13 protein-coding genes are annotated in these 17,070 nt (G+C 62.1%); all 13 read left to right on the top strand.

Translation table 11 applies throughout. The annotated features are described in order from the left end of the window. Position 1 precedes the first annotated feature (1 nt). Positions 2 to 409 (top strand): type VI secretion system baseplate subunit TssE, encoded by a 408-nt coding sequence (tssE, locus tag LOY69_RS18005; RefSeq protein WP_265073348.1) that lies wholly within the window; start codon positions 2 to 4, stop codon positions 407 to 409. 196 nt (positions 410 to 605) lie between these two features. After that, complete coding sequence (tssF, locus tag LOY69_RS18000; RefSeq protein ID WP_102881491.1) at positions 606 to 2,393, top strand: type VI secretion system baseplate subunit TssF; 1,788 nt, start codon at positions 606 to 608, stop codon at positions 2,391 to 2,393. Continuing rightward, complete coding sequence (gene tssG / locus LOY69_RS17995; protein WP_110596733.1) at positions 2,357 to 3,364, top strand: type VI secretion system baseplate subunit TssG; 1,008 nt, start codon at positions 2,357 to 2,359, stop codon at positions 3,362 to 3,364. The genes tssF and tssG overlap by 37 nt, the downstream gene beginning before the upstream one ends. A 13-nt stretch (positions 3,365 to 3,377) precedes the next feature. Beyond that, complete coding sequence (tssH, locus tag LOY69_RS17990; RefSeq protein ID WP_265073347.1) at positions 3,378 to 6,020, top strand: type VI secretion system ATPase TssH; 2,643 nt, start codon at positions 3,378 to 3,380, stop codon at positions 6,018 to 6,020. Between the two features lie 10 nt (positions 6,021 to 6,030). Further along, positions 6,031 to 7,548, top strand: coding sequence for a sigma 54-interacting transcriptional regulator (locus tag LOY69_RS17985; RefSeq protein WP_110653591.1), 1,518 nt, complete (start codon positions 6,031 to 6,033; stop codon positions 7,546 to 7,548). 92 nt (positions 7,549 to 7,640) lie between these two features. Continuing rightward, positions 7,641 to 7,781 (top strand): type VI secretion protein, encoded by a 141-nt coding sequence (locus tag LOY69_RS17980; protein ID WP_102864953.1) that lies wholly within the window; start codon positions 7,641 to 7,643, stop codon positions 7,779 to 7,781. 17 nt (positions 7,782 to 7,798) lie between these two features. Beyond that, complete coding sequence (gene tagH / locus LOY69_RS17975; RefSeq protein WP_265073346.1) at positions 7,799 to 8,995, top strand: type VI secretion system-associated FHA domain protein TagH; 1,197 nt, start codon at positions 7,799 to 7,801, stop codon at positions 8,993 to 8,995. Positions 8,996 to 9,000: 5 nt separating this feature from the next. Next, a complete protein-coding gene (tssJ, locus tag LOY69_RS17970) occupies positions 9,001 to 9,504 on the top strand; it encodes a type VI secretion system lipoprotein TssJ (protein WP_110596737.1) in 504 nt (167 codons plus the stop codon). Beyond that, positions 9,504 to 10,835 (top strand): type VI secretion system baseplate subunit TssK, encoded by a 1,332-nt coding sequence (gene tssK / locus LOY69_RS17965; RefSeq protein ID WP_102864956.1) that lies wholly within the window; start codon positions 9,504 to 9,506, stop codon positions 10,833 to 10,835. The genes tssJ and tssK overlap by 1 nt, the downstream gene beginning before the upstream one ends. Before the next feature lie 5 nt (positions 10,836 to 10,840). After that, positions 10,841 to 11,710 (top strand): type IVB secretion system protein IcmH/DotU, encoded by an 870-nt coding sequence (icmH, locus tag LOY69_RS17960; RefSeq protein WP_102881486.1) that lies wholly within the window; start codon positions 10,841 to 10,843, stop codon positions 11,708 to 11,710. A 14-nt stretch (positions 11,711 to 11,724) separates the two neighbouring features. Further along, on the top strand, positions 11,725 to 15,252 hold the full coding sequence (gene tssM, locus LOY69_RS17955) for a type VI secretion system membrane subunit TssM (protein WP_265073345.1): 3,528 nt from the start codon (positions 11,725 to 11,727) through the stop codon (positions 15,250 to 15,252). Next, complete coding sequence (locus tag LOY69_RS17950) at positions 15,252 to 15,980, top strand: PP2C family protein-serine/threonine phosphatase (protein WP_265073344.1); 729 nt, start codon at positions 15,252 to 15,254, stop codon at positions 15,978 to 15,980. The genes tssM and LOY69_RS17950 overlap by 1 nt, the downstream gene beginning before the upstream one ends. Then, positions 15,977 to 17,038 (top strand): serine/threonine-protein kinase, encoded by a 1,062-nt coding sequence (locus tag LOY69_RS17945; RefSeq protein ID WP_265073343.1) that lies wholly within the window; start codon positions 15,977 to 15,979, stop codon positions 17,036 to 17,038. The genes LOY69_RS17950 and LOY69_RS17945 overlap by 4 nt, the downstream gene beginning before the upstream one ends. Positions 17,039 to 17,070: the final 32 nt, after the last annotated feature.

Here is a 17,070-nt window from a genome sequence, read left to right as displayed (position 1 = left end):
CATGAGCGGATACGGCAGCCTGTTTGAACGCCTGAGCGCAGAGGCCGACCAGCGTGTCGGCTGGAGCCGCGAGGTCGGCGCGATGGCATCGGTGGCTGCCCATCTGGGCAAGATGCTCAGCACCCGTGCGGGGAGCGTGCAAACGCTTTCCGACTACGGGTTGCCCGATCTCAACGACATGCGCTTGAGCTTGCACGATGCCCTGAGCCAGGCCCGCTTGGCCATCGAGCACTTCATCGAAGCCTACGAGCCGCGGCTCAGTCAGGTGCGTGTTGTTTCTCTGCCGCGTGATCATGACCCGCTCAAGCTGGCGTTCAGCATTGAAGGCTTGCTTGAGGTGGAAGGGATCAAGCGTCAGGTCAGTTTTTCCGCCCGCCTGGATGGCAGCGGGCAAGTCAAGGTCAGTTAAGGAGACGACGATGACAGCAAACCACGCAGTCTGCGCCAGCCGGGTTGTTGGCTGCCCAGGCCACGACCTTTGTTGGCTATCCGGTACGCGCCGCGAACACGGCAGGGATCTTTGGAGAGTGGGGTAACGCGGCGCGGCTACTGGCAACGCGTTCCACCGCAGTGATCCATGACTCTTACTACCAGGCACTGAGCCCATGTCCTTTAACCACTACTACCAAAGTGAGCTTACCGCGCTGCGCCAGCTGGGCCGTCGTTTTGCCGAGCGCAGTCCGGCCTTGGCACCTTTTCTGGGGGAGGCCGGACGAGACCCGGATGTGGAGCGCCTGCTCGAAGGGTTTGCGTTTCTGACGGGACGTCTGCGCCAGAAGCTCGACGACGAACTGCCCGAGCTGAGCCACTCGCTGATGCACCTGCTGTGGCCGAACTACATGCGGCCATTGCCAGCGTTCAGCATCTTGCAGTTCGACCCCCTGCAGCAGTCCGGACCCGCCCAGCGCATACCGCGAGATACGCCGGTAGAGAGCAAGCCCATCGATGATGTCTGCTGCCGATTTCGCACCTGCTATCCGACCGATGTGCTGCCTCTGGATCTGAAGGCATTGAGTTACTCGGTCAAGGGTGACGGTGCACTGTTGAGCCTGCGTCTGGAAATGAGTTGCGACGGTCATATTGGTGAACTGAACCTGGAGCGTCTGCGCCTGCACCTGGCCGGTGAGCGCTACATCAGTCAGATGCTTTACCTCAGCCTGCTGCGCAACCTTGAAGGCATCGAGCTGGTGCCGTTGGGGGTGGACGGCGAGCCGCTGGCCGGAGTCAACGGCGTTGGGATGTCCTTCAAGATACCGGGCAATCGTGTACAGCCTGTGGGCTTTGCTGAAGAAGAGGCCTTGATCCCGTACCCGCTGAATACCTTCCGCGGTTATCGCTATTTGCAGGAGTATTTTGCGCTCCAGGATAAGTTCCTGTTTGTCGATCTCAGTGGTCTGGATCTGCTGCAGAGGTTGGCCCAAGACATCCTTCAGCGCATGCACGGTTTGGAGTTGCGCTTCGATATTCGCAACAGTGGGGTGCAACGTCTGCGTCCGACACTGGACAACGTGAAGCTCTACTGCACGCCTATCGTCAACCTGTTCAAGCACGATGCCTTGCCGATTCGTCTCGACGGCAAGCAGGACGAGTACCTGCTGCTGCCGGCCAAGTACGAACTGGAACATTGCGGCGTGTTTTCCATTGAAAGCGTCACCGGCTGGAAGCCGGGCGGCCTGGGTTATCAGGCGTATGTACCCTTCGAGTCGTTCGAGCATGATCCGAGCTTCGACGTGCCCCACAGCCGTCCGCACTACAGCATTCGCCAGCGCTCATCATTGCTGCACGACGGCCTCGATACCTACCTGAGCTTCGGCATCCGTCACACCGATGCTCAGGAAACCCTGTCGATCGAGCTGATGTGCACCAACCAGAACCTGCCGCGTCGGCTCAAGCTCGGCGACATCAACCAGTTGTGCGAGGAAACCCCGGAGTTTCTCAGCTTCCGCAATATCACACCGGTCACGTCGAGCTACGCGCCGCCGCTGAACCGCGATTTTCTGTGGAAGCTCATCAGCAACATGTCGCTCAACTATCTGTCGCTGGCCAACGTCGATGCGTTGAAGGTGATCCTCGAAACCTACGACTTGCCACGCTACTACGACCAGCATCTGGAGAAGGTCAGCAAGCGTTTGCTGGGCGGGCTCAAGTCGATACGTCACGAGCACGTCGACCGCCTGCACCGAGGCTTGCCGCTGCGTGGATTGCGCACCGAGCTGAGTATCGATCCCCAAGGCTATATCGGTGAAGGCGACCTGTTCGTTTTCGCGTCGGTTCTTAACGAGTTTTTTGCTCTTTACGCCAGTCTCAATTCCTACCATGAGCTGCGGGTAAAAAGTACACAGGGAGAGGTGTACAAATGGGCTCCACGCATGGGGCTGCAGCCCCTGCTTTAAGCAGACTGAGCACGGTAATACGAGAGTATTCGCTGTTTCAGGCCGTACTGTTGGTCGTCGATCGCTTGCGTGATGCCCATCCGTACCTGAGTGAAGAGGAACTCTACGATCAGTTGGAGTTCCAGGCCAATCCGAGCCTGGGTTTCCCTGGCAGCGATGTTGATCGCGTGGAGTTTTTTGAAGAGCGCGGCCAGATGCGTGCACGTTTGCGTTTCAACCTGATCGGGTTGTTTGGCGCGGGCTCGCCCTTGCCGGCCTTCTATGGCGAGCAGGCCCTGGGCGATGGCGAGGAGGGCAACCCGACACGCAACTTCCTCGATCTGTTCCATCACCGCCTGCAACGCCTGATGCTGCCGATCTGGAGTAAATACCGCTACCGCGCCAGCTTCAAGAGTGGTGCCCTGGACCCGTTTTCAGCTCATTTGTTTGCCTTGATCGGCCTGGGTGGCGAAGAGATCCGCAAGGCCAAGGAACTGAACTGGAAACGCTTGCTGCCATACCTGGGATTGCTCAGCTTGCGCGCCCATTCGGCGGCGCTGATCGAGGCGGTGCTGCGCTACTACTTCAAGCACGCAGACCTGGTGATCGAGCAGTGCATCGAGCGCCGGGTAGAGATTCTCGACGAGCAGCGCAATTGCCTGGGGCAGGCCAACAGCCTGCTCGCTGAGGACCTGGTACTGGGCGAGCGGGTGCGCGACCGCAGCGGCAAGTTCCGCATTCATATCAGCCAGCTCGACTGGCAACGCTTCCACGAGTTCCTGCCGATCGGATTCGGTTACCAGCCCTTGTGCGCGCTGGTGCGGTTCACCCTGCGCGATCCGCTGGACTACGACATTCGCCTGGTGCTGCGCCAGGAGGAAATCCGCGAACTGTGCATCGGTGAACAGAACACTTGTCGTCTGGGGTGGACCAGTTGGCTCGGTCATGAAAAGGCCGACGGCGTGGTGACCCTGGGCAGCAAAATTCATTAAGGACAGATGACCCATGATCAACCTAGACCTGCAACAACTTATCCAGGCACTGGACGCTGAAACCCGCCGCGACCTGGAGCGTTCCGCTGAGCGCTGCGTCGCCCGTGGCGGCAACAAGGTGCTGGTCGAAGACCTGCTGCTGGGTTTGCTGGAGCGTCCCCAGGGTCTGCTTGCCCGGGCGTTGCAGGACGCGCAAGTCGAGGCCGGCGAGTTGATTGAGGCACTGCAATCGCAAGTCGGCGATAGCGGCTCGCGCAGCCCGGTGTTCGCTCCGGAACTGGTGCAGTGGCTGCAGGACGCATTGCTGGTGGCCAATCTTGAACTGGGTCAAAGCCAGGTCGAGCAGGCGGCCTTGATTCTGGCCTTGCTGCGCAACCCGATGCGTTATGCCGGCAGTCGCTACCAGCCGTTGCTGGCGAAGCTGGACATCGAACGCCTGAAGGATTTTGCCCTGTCACAACAGCAACGAACCTCCGGCGGCGGGCCGGCGGCAGCGGGGGAGTCGCTGTTGCAGCGTTTCACTCATAACCTCACCCAACAGGCGCGAGACGGCCAGCTCGACCCGGTGCTGTGCCGCGACGATGCGATCCGGCAGATGGTCGACATCCTCGCCCGTCGCCGCAAGAACAACCCGATTGTGGTCGGTGAGGCCGGTGTCGGTAAAACCGCGGTCGTCGAAGGCCTGGCCTCGCGCATCGCCGCCGGAGAAGTACCGCCCGTGCTCAAGGACATTGAGCTGCTCTCGCTGGACATGGGGCTGCTGCAAGCGGGCGCCAGCGTCAAAGGTGAATTCGAGCGGCGCCTCAAAGGGGTGATTGACGAGGTCAAAGCCTCGCCCAAACCTATCATCCTGTTCATCGATGAGGCTCATACCCTGATCGGCGCGGGCGGCAATGCCGGAGGCTCCGATGCGGCCAACCTGCTCAAGCCGGCCCTGGCCCGCGGTGAGCTACGGACCATTGCGGCCACCACCTGGAGCGAATACAAAAAATACTTCGAGAAAGATCCGGCCCTGGCCCGGCGTTTCCAACCCGTGCAATTGCACGAACCCACCGTTGCCGAGGCGGTGACCATTCTGCGAGGCCTGGCCCAGGTCTATGAGAAGAGCCACGGTATCTACCTGCGTGATGACGCAGTGGTGGCCGCCGCCGAGCTCTCGGCCCGCTACCTCGCCGGGCGCCAGTTGCCGGACAAGGCCGTCGATGTCCTCGACACCGCCTGTGCCCGGGTTCGCATCAGCCTTGCAGCGGCGCCTGAGCGTCTGGAGCGTCTGCGTGGCGAGTGTGCTGAGGGACGGCGTCAGTGCCAGGCTCTGCGGCGCGATGCCGAAGCCGGACTGAAGATCGACCAGGAGGTCCTGGACAGCCTGGAAGCGCGGCTGGCCGATGCCGCGGAGCAACAGCAGGCCCTGGAAACACTCTGGCATGAGCAACGCACATTGGCCGAGCGCCTGCTGCAGTTACGTGTGCAATTGGCCAGGGCCCGCGACGCCAGCCCCCTGCGCTCGACACAAGACAGCGAAGGCTCGCCGGATGCCGGCCGGGAGACTGATGTACAAGCCGGGCCTGGCGTGGTGGAGCTGGAGTCGGCACTCAACGACACCCATCGCGCCCTGAGCGATGCGCAAACCCGGGAGCGGCTGGTCAGCTTCGAGGTCTGTCCACGCCTGGTGGCTGAAGTCATCAGCGCCTGGACCGGCGTACCGCTGGCGCAACTGGCCCGTGAGCACAACGCCAAGGTGGCGAGTTTCGCCACTGACCTGAGTGCCCGTATTCGCGGTCAGGACCAGGCGGTACAGGTTCTGGATCGTTCGATGCGTGCCGTGGCCGCAGGCCTGAATAAACCAGACGCACCAGTCGGCGTATTTCTCCTGGTGGGCCCCAGCGGTGTGGGCAAGACCGAAACCGCCCTGGCCCTGGCAGACCTGCTGTATGGCGGTGAGCGTTTCATCACCACCATCAACATGTCCGAGTTCCAGGAGAAACACACCGTTTCACGCTTGATTGGCGCTCCGCCGGGTTATGTCGGCTATGGCGAAGGCGGCATGCTCACCGAAGCGGTGCGGCAAAAACCCTACTCCGTGGTGCTGCTCGATGAAGTCGAGAAAGCCGATCCGGATGTGCTCAACCTGTTCTATCAGATCTTCGACAAGGGCGTGGCCAACGATGGCGAAGGGCGTGAGATCGATTTTCGCAACACGCTGATACTGATGACCTCGAACCTGGGCAGCGAGAGGATCAGCGCGCTATGCGAGAACGGCGAGCGCCCGAGTGTCGACACCCTGGAGCAGACGATCCGTCCGGTATTGAGCAAGCATTTCAAACCGGCGCTGCTGGCACGTATGCGCGTGGTGCCTTACTACCCGGTGAGTGGCCCGGTGCTGCGTGAACTGATCGAAATCAAGTTGGCGCGACTGGGTGAGCGGCTGAACGCTCGGCAGCTGGAGTTCAGCCACTGCCAGGCGTTGGTCGATCACTTGGCCGAACGCTGTACTCAGAGCGAAAGCGGTGCACGCCTGATCGACTACTTGCTCGACCTGCACGTCCTGCCGTTGGTGGCCGACCGCCTGCTGGCGGCCATGGCCACCGGCGAGAACCTCAAACGTGTGTACGCAACGCTCGATAGCAGCGGTGGCGTGGCCTGCGAGTTCACCTGAGGTGGGCGTCATGTTCACTCGGGTGCCGCAGCCGCTGGCCTATGCAGAGGCACTGCTGGCGCAATTTTCCGCTTTGTCCCGGGCGGTGGAAGGCGCTGTGCTGCTTGAAGACTTTGTGCGAGGCGCAGCACAGCTCACTGGCTGTGAACTGAGTCAGCTGTATCTGCTCGATGCCACCCATAGCTGCCTGCAACTGCGCGCTGAATGCCTCGGCGGCCTTTTACAACCGCGGGAAGTGATCAGCCTGCCGAGCGATTACAGCGGTGAGCAGCTACTGCAGTTTGCCCTGTGCCAGAACCGGGTGGTGAGCCTGGTGGGTCTGAACCACAGCCTCCACGACACCAGCTTCCTGCCCGTGCACAGCGCTGCGTGGCAGTCACTGTTATGCGTACCGCTGGTCAACGCGCGCAAGGCTGTCGAAGGCTTGCTGTTGTGTGCCAGCCCGCAACAGCAAGACCTGCAAGCCTTTGCCCAGTCGTTGGGCCAACTGGGGGCGTTTGTCCTTGGACAATGGGCGTTGCTCCAGCGTTTGCGCCTGCCCGCGGGCGAGCCTGCGCCGCTTCTGCCCCCCGAGGTCATCACCAGTGGTTATGGCCTGATCGGCACCAGTCCGGCGATGCGCCAGGCCTATCAGTTGATCAGCAAGGTCCTGCACAGCCCTTACACCGTGTTGCTGCGTGGCGAAACCGGTACCGGCAAGGAAGTGGTGGCGCGTGCCATTCATGATTACGGCCCGCGTCGTTCCCAGGCATTTGTGGTGCAGAACTGCGCGGCGTTTCCGGAAAACCTGCTGGAAAGCGAGTTGTTCGGTTATCGCAAGGGTGCGTTCACGGGCGCTGACCGCGATCGCCCCGGACTGTTTGATGCGGCCAATGGCGGCACTCTGTTGCTGGACGAAATCGGCGACATGCCGCTGTCCCTGCAAGCCAAACTGCTTCGGGTCCTGCAGGACGGCGAGATCCGCCCGTTGGGCTCCAACGACACGCACACCATCGACGTGCGCATCATCGCCGCCACCCACCGCGATCTGGCGGCGCTGGTGGGCGAAGGCAAGTTCCGTGAGGACCTGTATTACCGCCTGGCTCAGTTCCCCATCGAGTTGCCAGCTTTGCGACAGCGTGAAGGCGACATTCTCGACCTGGCCCGGCATTTCGCCGACAAGGCCTGTGCCTTCCTGCAAAAGGACCCGGTGAGCTGGTCGCCGACGGCCCTCAATCATCTGTCCGGTTACGCCTTTCCAGGCAACGTGCGCGAGCTCAAGGGGCTGGTGGAGCGTGCAGTGCTGCTCTGTGAAGACGGTGAACTGATGGCCGAGCATTTCTCCCTGAACGTTGAAGTCATGCCCGAAGAGCCGGGGCTGAACCTGCGCGAGCAGTTGGAAAAAGTCGAACGCCACCTGTTGCTCGATTGCCTGCGCAAGAACGACGGCAATCAGACCCTGGCGGCCCGGGAGCTGGGATTGCCCCGTCGCACGCTGCTGTACCGCCTGGGGCGCCTGAACATCAATCTTGACGACTTTGTGGTCTAGCGAGGCATGCAGCCTTGGCTGGTTTTTCGTACTTCTGGGCGCGCCTGCAAGGGAGGGCGTTTTGTGCACTGTCTACCTATGGAGACCTTCTGATGTCTGTTCGTCACTGGCAAGCCGTCCTCTTGACCCTGGTTGTTGTGGTCGGCCTCGGCGCCTGCAGCGGCAATTACAAATTCAACGATGACACCTATCGCCCGCTGGGTGATCCGCAGGCGGTCAATCGCGGCAAGTGAGCGCAAGGAGCAGCATCATGGAACTGGTTTTTGAAGTGCTCAATGCCAAGCAATTCGTGCCGGCGGACTTGAGCAGCAAAACTTTCAGGCGGGCGGGTGGCACCATCGGCCGGGCAGGGGATTGCGAGTGGCAGATTCCGGATAGCAACCGTCATCTGTCCAACCATCATGCGCTGGTCAGCTATCGCGATGGCCAGTTTTTCCTCACCGATACCAGCAGCAACGGTATTCAGGACCTTGGCAGTGGCGCGCGTCTGCGCAAGGGCCAAGCCCAGCGTATCGAGCAGGGCAGTGTCTACCTGCTGGGGGATTTCGAGATCCGTGCACGCCTGGTGCAAGCCCCGGAGGCCTTCGCCGTTGAAGCCGGTCGTCCACAAGCGGCCGGCAGCATCATTCCGGATAACGCATTCATAGACCTCGACCCGCTCAACGCATTGGACCAGCAGGAACACAGTGGGGCAGAGCTTGACGAGCTGAGCGCGCTTGATGTGCCACACCAGGAGCCTGGGCAGCGAGCTGACTATGCCCGCATCGATAGGGAATGCCTGTTGGTCCCGGAACTGGTGGCCCCCCCCGAGCCGCAGGCGCTACCCGAGCCCAAGGCGCCGGCCTGCCAAAGTGAGGCTTTCTGGGCGCGTTTTGGCGCGGTCCTGGGGGTGGATCTGCAGGCGCTCGATAACGATCAGCGCGAGGCCTTGGCAGTCAATGTCGCGGGGCTGTTCAAGCAGAGCATGGGGGGCTTGCAGCAGAGCTTGCGAACCCGTAGCGAGCTGAAAAACGAGTTGCGCCTGGCCCTCACCTCGGCCCAAGGCAACAGTCAGAACCCGCTCAAGTTCGCCGTGGATTGCGAAGCGCTACTGGGCATCCTGCTGCTGGACCACAAGCCAGGGCAATTGTCTGCCGAGCAGGCGATTTCCCGCGCTTTTCGCGACCTGCAGGCGCACCAGGTGGCGCTGCTCAGCGCCAGCCGCGCCGCAGTGCGTAGCACCCTCGAACACTTTTCGCCGCAACAGCTGACGCTACGTTTCGAGCGCGATGGCCAGCAACCGTTGCTGGCGACTTCCGGTAGCCGCTGGCGAGCGTACCGCCGCTATCACCAGGCGCTGTGTCAGGACGACGACTGGAACGAGCGCCTGCTGGCGCGGGATTTTGCTCAGGCCTATGAAGAGCAGATCCGCCTGATCTCCACCCTCCACCTCGATGATCAAGGATGACCTGCATGTCTCGCCGTACCCACCCATTACTCAAGGTCCTGATGCTGCTCATGGCCTTGGCGCTGTTGACCGGCTGCGCATCGATGTCGCCGTATTCGACCCTGACCAAGCTGAACCTGAAGCTCAGTGCCAGCGACCGGCTCAACCCCGACCTCAATGGGCGTGCGTCGCCGATCGTGGTGCGGTTGATGGAACTCAAGCATCCCGTCGCGTTCGAGAACGCCGACTTCTTCAGTCTCTACGAGCGCGCCAGGGAGTCCCTGGCACCGGATCTGGTGGCCAGTGAAGAGCTGGAGTTGCGTCCGGGGGAAAGCCTCGAATTCAAGTTGCGGGTCGAGGACGGGAGCCGTTTCGTCGGCGTGCTTGCGGCTTATCGTGATTTGCCGGAAAGCCAGTGGCGTTATGTGGTGCAGCTCACCCCGCAGGAGGTGACCGAGGTCGGCCTGATCCTCGACCAGTCCGGCATCCGCAACAGCAACGATGTGTCCACCCAAGCGGATGACAATTGATGAACGTGCATAAAATCATTTGGCAGGAAGGCATGTTGCTGCGGCCTCAGCATTTCCAGCACAACGATCGTTACTACGATTACCAGATGAAAACCCGTACCCAGCTGCTGGGTAGTTACAGTTGGGGATTTCTGGCGCTGGAGATCGATCTGCAGTTTCTCAACATGGGCAAGCTGGTGATCAGCCGGGCCTCCGGTATCTTGCCGGACGGCAGCCTGTTCGAGCTGGGGGACGATACCGAGCCACTGGCCCTGGATGTACCGCCCAACACGGGGAGCACCCCGGTCTACCTGGCTTTGCCGCTGGTCACGGGCAACCACATCGAAGCGCGGCGCGCAGAGCAATCCGATGTGCTGGCGCGCTACATCGTCTACGAGGCGGAAATCGCCGACTCCAACGCCGGTGATGATTCCAGCAGCCAGCTCAGCTGTGCCCGTCCGGACTTCCGTCTGCTCCTGGGCGAGCAGCAGAGCGGGCAGGCCTACGTGAAGTTGAAAGTCTGTGAAGTGCTGGATGCCACCTCCGATGGCGTGATCAGCCTCGATCCGGATTTCGTGCCGACCTTCCTGCACACCCATGCCAGCACCTATCTGCTTTCGTGCCTGAAAGAGATCATCAGCATGCTCAGTCATCGGGGGGACACCATCGCCGAGCGGATTCGCTCCAACGGCAAGGTCGGTGGTGCCGAGGTGGGCGACTTCATGATGCTGCAACTGATCAACCGCACCGAACTGCTGTTGCGCCATTACCTGGATCTTGAACATGTCCATCCGGAGGAGCTCTATCGCTCGCTGCTGGTCATGCTCGGGGAGCTGGCGACTTTCGCCAGTGACAGCAAGCGCCCTCGGCTGGACAGCCGCTATCAGCACAGCGACCAGGGGGCGAGCTTTCGCAAACTGATGGACGCCATTCGCCAGGTACTGTCGATGGTGCTTGAGCAGCACGCCATCGAACTGGTGCTGCAGGCCCGTCAGTACGGGGTGCTGGTGTCGCCGCTGCATGATCACAAGCTGTTGGAGTCGGCCTCGTTCGTGCTTGCGGCCAGTGCCAACTGCGACTCTGAAGAACTGCGTCATCGCTTGCCGTCGCACCTCAAGGTCGGGCCGGTGGAAAGCATTCGGCAACTGGTCAACCTGCATCTGCCGGGGATCAAGGTCCGGCCCTTGCCGGTGGCGCCGCGACAGATCGCATTCCACTCCAACAAGACCTATTTCATCCTCGACCTCAGTCCCGAGGACTTGGCGCAACTGGAGCGTTCGGGCGGTTTCGCCTTCCACGTCTCCGGTGAGTTCGCCGAGCTTGAACTGAAATTCTGGGCCATCAGGAACTGAACGACATGATCAAGGATCTGGAACACCCTCAGGACGATAAAACCGTTTTGCTTGACCGCCTTGGGCATGGCCCGGCGCGCAACCCGCTGACCGACTTCGCCGATCCCCCGCGTTTCGAGCAGTTAGAGGAACGGATGATCTATGCCGCACGCCTGGGCCCTGCGCAATCCTTCAGCGTCAGCCTCAACCCGCTCGTGGCGGCGGCGTCCGACCTGCTGTCGGAAGTGGTTCGCCTCAAGCACAGCGAGGCGGCTGAAGACTTGCGTGCACTCAATACGCGCCTGAGTGCCGGCCTCAGGCAGTTCGACGCGCGAGCCCTGCAGGACGGTGCGCTGAGCAGCCAGGTGATGGCCGCCCGCTATGTGCTGTGCACCGTAGTCGACGAGGCGGTGGTGAGCACCTCTTGGGGCAATGAAAGCCAGTGGTCGCAAATGAGTCTGCTCAGCAGCTTTCACAACGAAACCTTCGGCGGCGAAAAGTTCTTCCAACTGCTGGATCGGCTGTCGAAGAACCCGGTCAAGCATCTGCCGATGCTGGAGCTGATGTACCTGTGCCTGTCGTTGGGGTTCGAGGGCAAGTACCGGGTCATTCCCCGCGGCGTGCTCGAGCTTGAGGGGATTCGCGACGCCTTGTACCGGCAGATCCGCCAGCTGCGTGGCGATGTGCCTCGTGAGCTGTCGCCACATTGGGAAGGGCTCGGCGATCAGCGTCGCAGCCTGGTGCGCATTGTGCCGGGGTGGATGGTTGCGCTGTTCACCGTGGTTTGCCTGCTGGTGATGTACTCGGGGTTTGCCTGGGTGCTGGGCCAGCAGCGCGAAAGCCTGTTGCAGACGTATCAACCGCTTGACCCGGTGGTGGTCCAGCCCCAGCAGTAAGACAGGGACGTGTGATGAAAAACTTCTTCAAGAAAGCCGGCGCCTTGCTGCGTCAGACCTGGGTCTGGACGCTGCTGTTGGTGCTGAGTGTGGCATTGCTGGTGTGGTTCGTCGGGCCGCTACTGGCCGTCAACGACAACAAGTTCTGGGCCAGCGCAACCTCGCGTCTGCTGACCATCAGTGCGTTGTTCCTGATCTGGGGCCTGGCGATGGTCTTTGTCAGCTGGCGCGCCGGTGTCCGCAAGAAAGCCGTCGAGGACAGCGAGGCCGGACAAGAGCGCATGCAGCGCGACGAGTTGATCGACCAAGAGCACAAAGAGCTCCATGAGCGCTTCAAGGACGCGCTGCGCACCCTCAAGACCTCAAGCCTGTACCGCGGTCGCAGCGAGCGTTGGCGCAGTGACCTGCCCTGGTACCTGCTGCTCGGTCCACAAGGCAGCGGCAAGACCAGCCTGCTGGACTTTTCGGGCCTGGAGTTTCCACTCAACAAAATGGGCCGCAAGCTGACCCGCGACACCAGCGGCACCCGTCACTGCGACTGGTACTTCGCCGAACATGGCGTGCTGATCGACACGGCCGGCCGCTACCTGAGCCAAGGCGCCGCCGACGTCGACGCCAGTGCCTGGAACACCTTGCTGGGTCTGTTGCGCAAGCGACGTCGTGGCCGCCCGCTCAATGGTGTGCTGGTGACGGTTCCGGTAGCGGCACTGCTGAGCGCCGACGAGCAGGAACTGGAGACTCTGGCGCAGCAGGTGCGTATGCGCTTGCAGGATGTTCATCAGAAATTGCATGTCGATGTCCCGGTCTACCTGGTGCTCAGCAAGGCCGACCAACTGGCGGGGTTTGACGAGTTCTTTGATCACATGAGCCGTGAGGAAAGCGATCAGGTACTCGGCGCCAGCTTTGGCAAGGAACAAAGCGGCACCGATGTGGCAGTTCTTCGCCAGGAGTTCGAGGAGTTGCTGCGGCGCTTGAACAGCCAGGTGATCATGCGCATGCATCAGGAGCGAGACACCCAGCGGCGTGGGCGCATTCTCGACTTCCCACACCAATTGGGACAGATCGGAGAGCGCTTGTGCCTGTTCGTCGACATGGCATTCACCGGCAACCGCTATCAGCGGCCCAGCCAGCTGCGGGGCTTCTACCTGACCAGTGCGCCGCACCTGATCGAACAGCTCGATCAAGACACGGCCAGTATCGGCGCGACCCTGGGCATGTCGGCTGCCGTCCTGCCGACCCTGCGCGGCGGTCGCTCGCGCTTTATTCATCACCTGTTGAGCCGGGTGATTTTTCCCGAGGCCGATTTGGCCGGCCTGGACCAACGCGAGCGCCGACGCATTCACTGGGGCCAGCGCGCCCTGTACGTGGGCGCCCTGGCGGCCCTGGCGGTGTTTGGCATGCTGTGGGCCGGGAGCTTCTCGGCCAACCACGGGCGCCTGGAGCAACTGCGTTCACTGGCGCAGAGCTGGAGTGAGCAACGCGCGGCCTTGAGTGCGCGGGATGACGCGCAGGCCCTGCTCAAACCCCTCGACACTCGTTATGCGGCCACCCAGGTCTTTGCGCCCGGGGGCGAGGTGGCGCTGCATGAGCGTGTCGGGCTGTATCAAGGCGATGTCAGTCGTCCGGTGCTCTTGCGTGCCTATGAGCGTGAGTTGCAGGAGCAACTGTTGCCAAGGGTTGCGCAGATGCTCGAAGGGCAGGTTCGCGCCAACATGCGCGATCGCGAACGCCTGCTCAACAGCTTGCGCGCGTATCTGATGCTGAACCTGCAGGATCGCCGTGATCCGTCCTTGCTCAAGGACTGGGTGGCGCGAGAATGGTCGAGCCGCTACGCCGGCAACAGCGCCTTGCAGAACGGTCTGAATGGACACTTCGAACGCCTGCTCCAATTGCCATTCAGCTATCCGCTCAACGAGGCTCTGGTGAGCCAGGCCCGTCAGGTGTTGCGCAGCGAATCGTTGGCCAACGTGGTCTACCGAGTGCTGCGCGAGCAGGCTCGCAGCTTGCCGCAATACCGTTTGAGCCAGCACCTGGGGCCACAAGGCAATCTGTTTGTCGGCACTGACTATGTGATCCCGGGTTTTTATACCCAGCAGGGTTATCAGCAGTATTTTTCGATCCAGGGCACGGCGCTGGTCACCGATATCCTGCGTGACAACTGGGTGCTGGGCGAAGGTTCGGGAATCAGTGGCATGGATCTGCGTCGGCTGATGGTCGAGCTGGAGCAACTGTACTTTCGCGACTACGCCAACCACTGGAGCGAAGCCCTGGGTCGGGTCAGCCTGCCGCCGTTCAACGATGCTGGCGATGGGGCCGAACAACTGGCCAGTCTGACCGCGGCCAACTCGCCGCTCTTGCAATTGCTGGTGGAGATCCGGGAGAACACCCGCTTCCAGAGCGTGCTGGAGCCTGCCGACGAGACGGCGCAGGCAGGCAAGGCCGGGGATGCAGCGCCGGGTGCGCAGGGCGAGGGGCTGGCCGCTGTCGCAGGTAAGGCCCGCCAGGCCCTGGCCAAGAGTCTGCCGGATACGGCGAAGAAGGCGCTGCAACGTCGCTTCGAACCGCTGCACCGCTTGCTGGACGACAACAACGGCCCGGCGGCGGACCTGACCCCGGCGTTGCTGGCAATCAACGACCTGCAGCTGCAGTTGTCCAGCCTGGCGCGGGCCAGCCAGCCTGATCAGGCTGCCTTTGAAATGGCCAAGGCGCGCATGAGCGGCCAGCGCGATGCCCTGAGCAGCCTGCGCAATGCCTCGGTGCGCCTGCCGCGTCCGGTGAGCCTGTGGTTCAACACGCTGGCCGAGGACGCCTGGCGCCTGGTGCTCAATGATTCGTACCAGTACCTCAACCAGCGATACCAGAGCGAGCTGTACAGTTTCTACGGTAAGGCGATCCGCAAGCGCTATCCGTTCAATGCCCATAGCACCAGCGATGTGGCCATCAACGATTTTCGCGAGTTCTTCAAGGCTCAGGGCATCGCCGAGCGCTTCTTCGACACTTACATACGACCTTTCGTCAGTGGTGATCCGGGTAGCTACCGCTTGCGCAGCATCGACGGCCAAAGCCTGCCGATCAACAAGGCGTACCTTGAGCAGATGGTCGCCGCGCAAGTGATTCGCCAGGGATTCTTCGCCGAGAACCCGGCCGAGCCCCAGGTGCAGTTCAGGCTTGAGCCCTACACCCTCGACCCTGCGGTGAGTCGTGCCGAGTTCCGTTTTGGCAACCGGCAACTGGAATACCGGCATGGCCCTATTGTGCCGATGTCCTTCAAGTGGCCCACCGATGCTGAAGAAGGGCGTGCCAGCCTGGTGTTGGACAAGATGGTCGGCCGGCCCATCGGTATCGAGAAGAACACCGGGCCCTGGTCGTTGTTCCGTCTGCTCGACCTGATGCAGACCGAATACCTGACCGGTCGTGATGTGCTGGTACTCAAGGCTGAGCTGGGTGGCTTGCGTGCCAACTATCTGCTGCTGAGCCAGCGCACGCCGAATCCGTTCGACATGGGCGTGCTGCGCTCATTCCGTATGCCGGCGCAGCTCTGATGTCGGTTGCCGGCACCTGGCGCAGCGCCGCACGGACCGACCCGGGCAAGGTGCGGCTGCGCAATGAAGATGCCTTTCTCGATAGCCCGGAGCAGGGGCTCTGGGTGGTCGCCGATGGCATGGGCGGTCACCAGTGCGGAGATGTTGCCAGCCAGCTGATTGTCGCCAGCCTGGCGGAGCTGTCGCTGCATGACAGTTTCGAGGGGCGGCTCAATGACTTGCGCCAATGCCTGCACTGGCTCAACCGGCGCCTTGGCCAGGAGTTGACGGTCAGTGTGGGGCGCCAAGACAGCATTGTTGGCAGCACCGTGGTGGCGCTGTTGCTGCAAGGCAACCGCGCGGCCTGTATCTGGGCGGGCGACAGCCGCTGTTATCTGTGGCGTGGGCAGTGCCTGTATCAACTGTCCAAGGATCACTCGCTGAGGCAGCAATTGGTGGACGAGCAGCGGATGAGCCCGGAGCAGGCCAGTGCTCATCCCGACGCCAATGCCCTGACTCGTGCGGTGGGCGCCAGCGAGCGGTTGGCCCTGGATGTGCTGGAGTTCGAGGTCCATGCGGGCGATGTTTTTCTGCTGTGCAGCGATGGTCTTTACCAAGGACTTAGCGGAGATGCCTTGGGCCGGGCGCTGAGCCTTGCGTCGCCACGGATTGCCCTGGAGCGCCTGTTTGAAGGGGCATTGCGCGGCGCAGCCAGAGACAACCTGACGGCCGTGGTGATCCGCCAATGACGGATATGAAGCCCGATATGCAGCGCATCCTGGCCGGTGAGGCTGAGGCCGGCGACCTGACCTATTTCGCCTTCGTCAAACCCCCACCTGCTGCGCCTGCCGTGGCGCGTCCCAGGGGCAAGGGCCGCAGCCGGGCGCGAAAGCGTGGCAAAGCCAAACCTGCGCAAACTGCGCCGGTAGGTACGCTGCCGCGATTGCTGGCGGGTCGCTATCGTCTTGAGCGGCTGCTCGGTGCTGGAGGCATGGGCACGGTTTATCGCGCGCGCGACCTGCTGCATGAACAGTTTGGCGACCCCGACCCCTACATCGCCCTCAAGGTGTTGAGCGAGGAGTTTTCCGAGTCGCCGGATGCGGGCCTGGTGCTGTATAGCGAGTTTGCCCTGACGCGCCGCTTGCGCCACCCGAACATCGTGCGTTTGCACAGCTTTGAAGTGGATGCCCAATGTCACTGTGCGTTCATCACCATGGAGCTGATGCGCGGGCTGACGCTGGACAAGCTGCTCTGCGAGCACCCGACGGGCCTGCCGTGGACAGCCTTGCAGGAGGTGGCCGTGCCGCTGCTTGACGCCCTGGCTTACAGCCACGGGCGCGGCGTGCTGCATGGGGATCTGAAACCGAGCAACGTGATGCTCGGTGAAGAGGGCGTGCGCCTGTTCGACTTCGGCCTGGGTCAGGCCGAGGTAGGTGTCTTGCCTGGCCTGCCTCACTTGAGCCGCAGTCGCTTCAATGCCTGGACGCCGGGCTACGCTGCCCCCGAATTGCTGGAGGGCGGTGCCTTGTCGGCCGCTGCCGATCTGTATGCCGTTGCTTGCGTGATCTTTGAACTGGCCTCTGGCAAGCATCCCTTCCGAGGCTTGCCGTCGACCCAGGCGCGTGATCAGCGACTGGAGCGCACCCTGCAGGCGCCCAAGCATCTTCCGGGGCATTGCTGGCCCGCCCTGCGAGCGGCGTTGGCCTTCAATGTGGAGGAACGTAGCGGCGGCCTTCAGGCACTGCGTGAGGCGCTGGGCGCGCAACCGTCCTGGATATCGCGCTGGATGTCGCGATGCAGAAGATAGCCCGTGAGTGGGGAGGGTTCCGGTCTTTTTCG

Source organism: Pseudomonas sp. B21-059 (assembly GCF_026016285.1).
GTDB classification, from domain to species: Bacteria; Pseudomonadota; Gammaproteobacteria; order Pseudomonadales; family Pseudomonadaceae; genus Aquipseudomonas; species Aquipseudomonas danubii.
The sequence above is the reverse complement of the archived record's forward strand: the minus strand, read 5'-3'. Positions and strand labels throughout refer to the sequence as shown.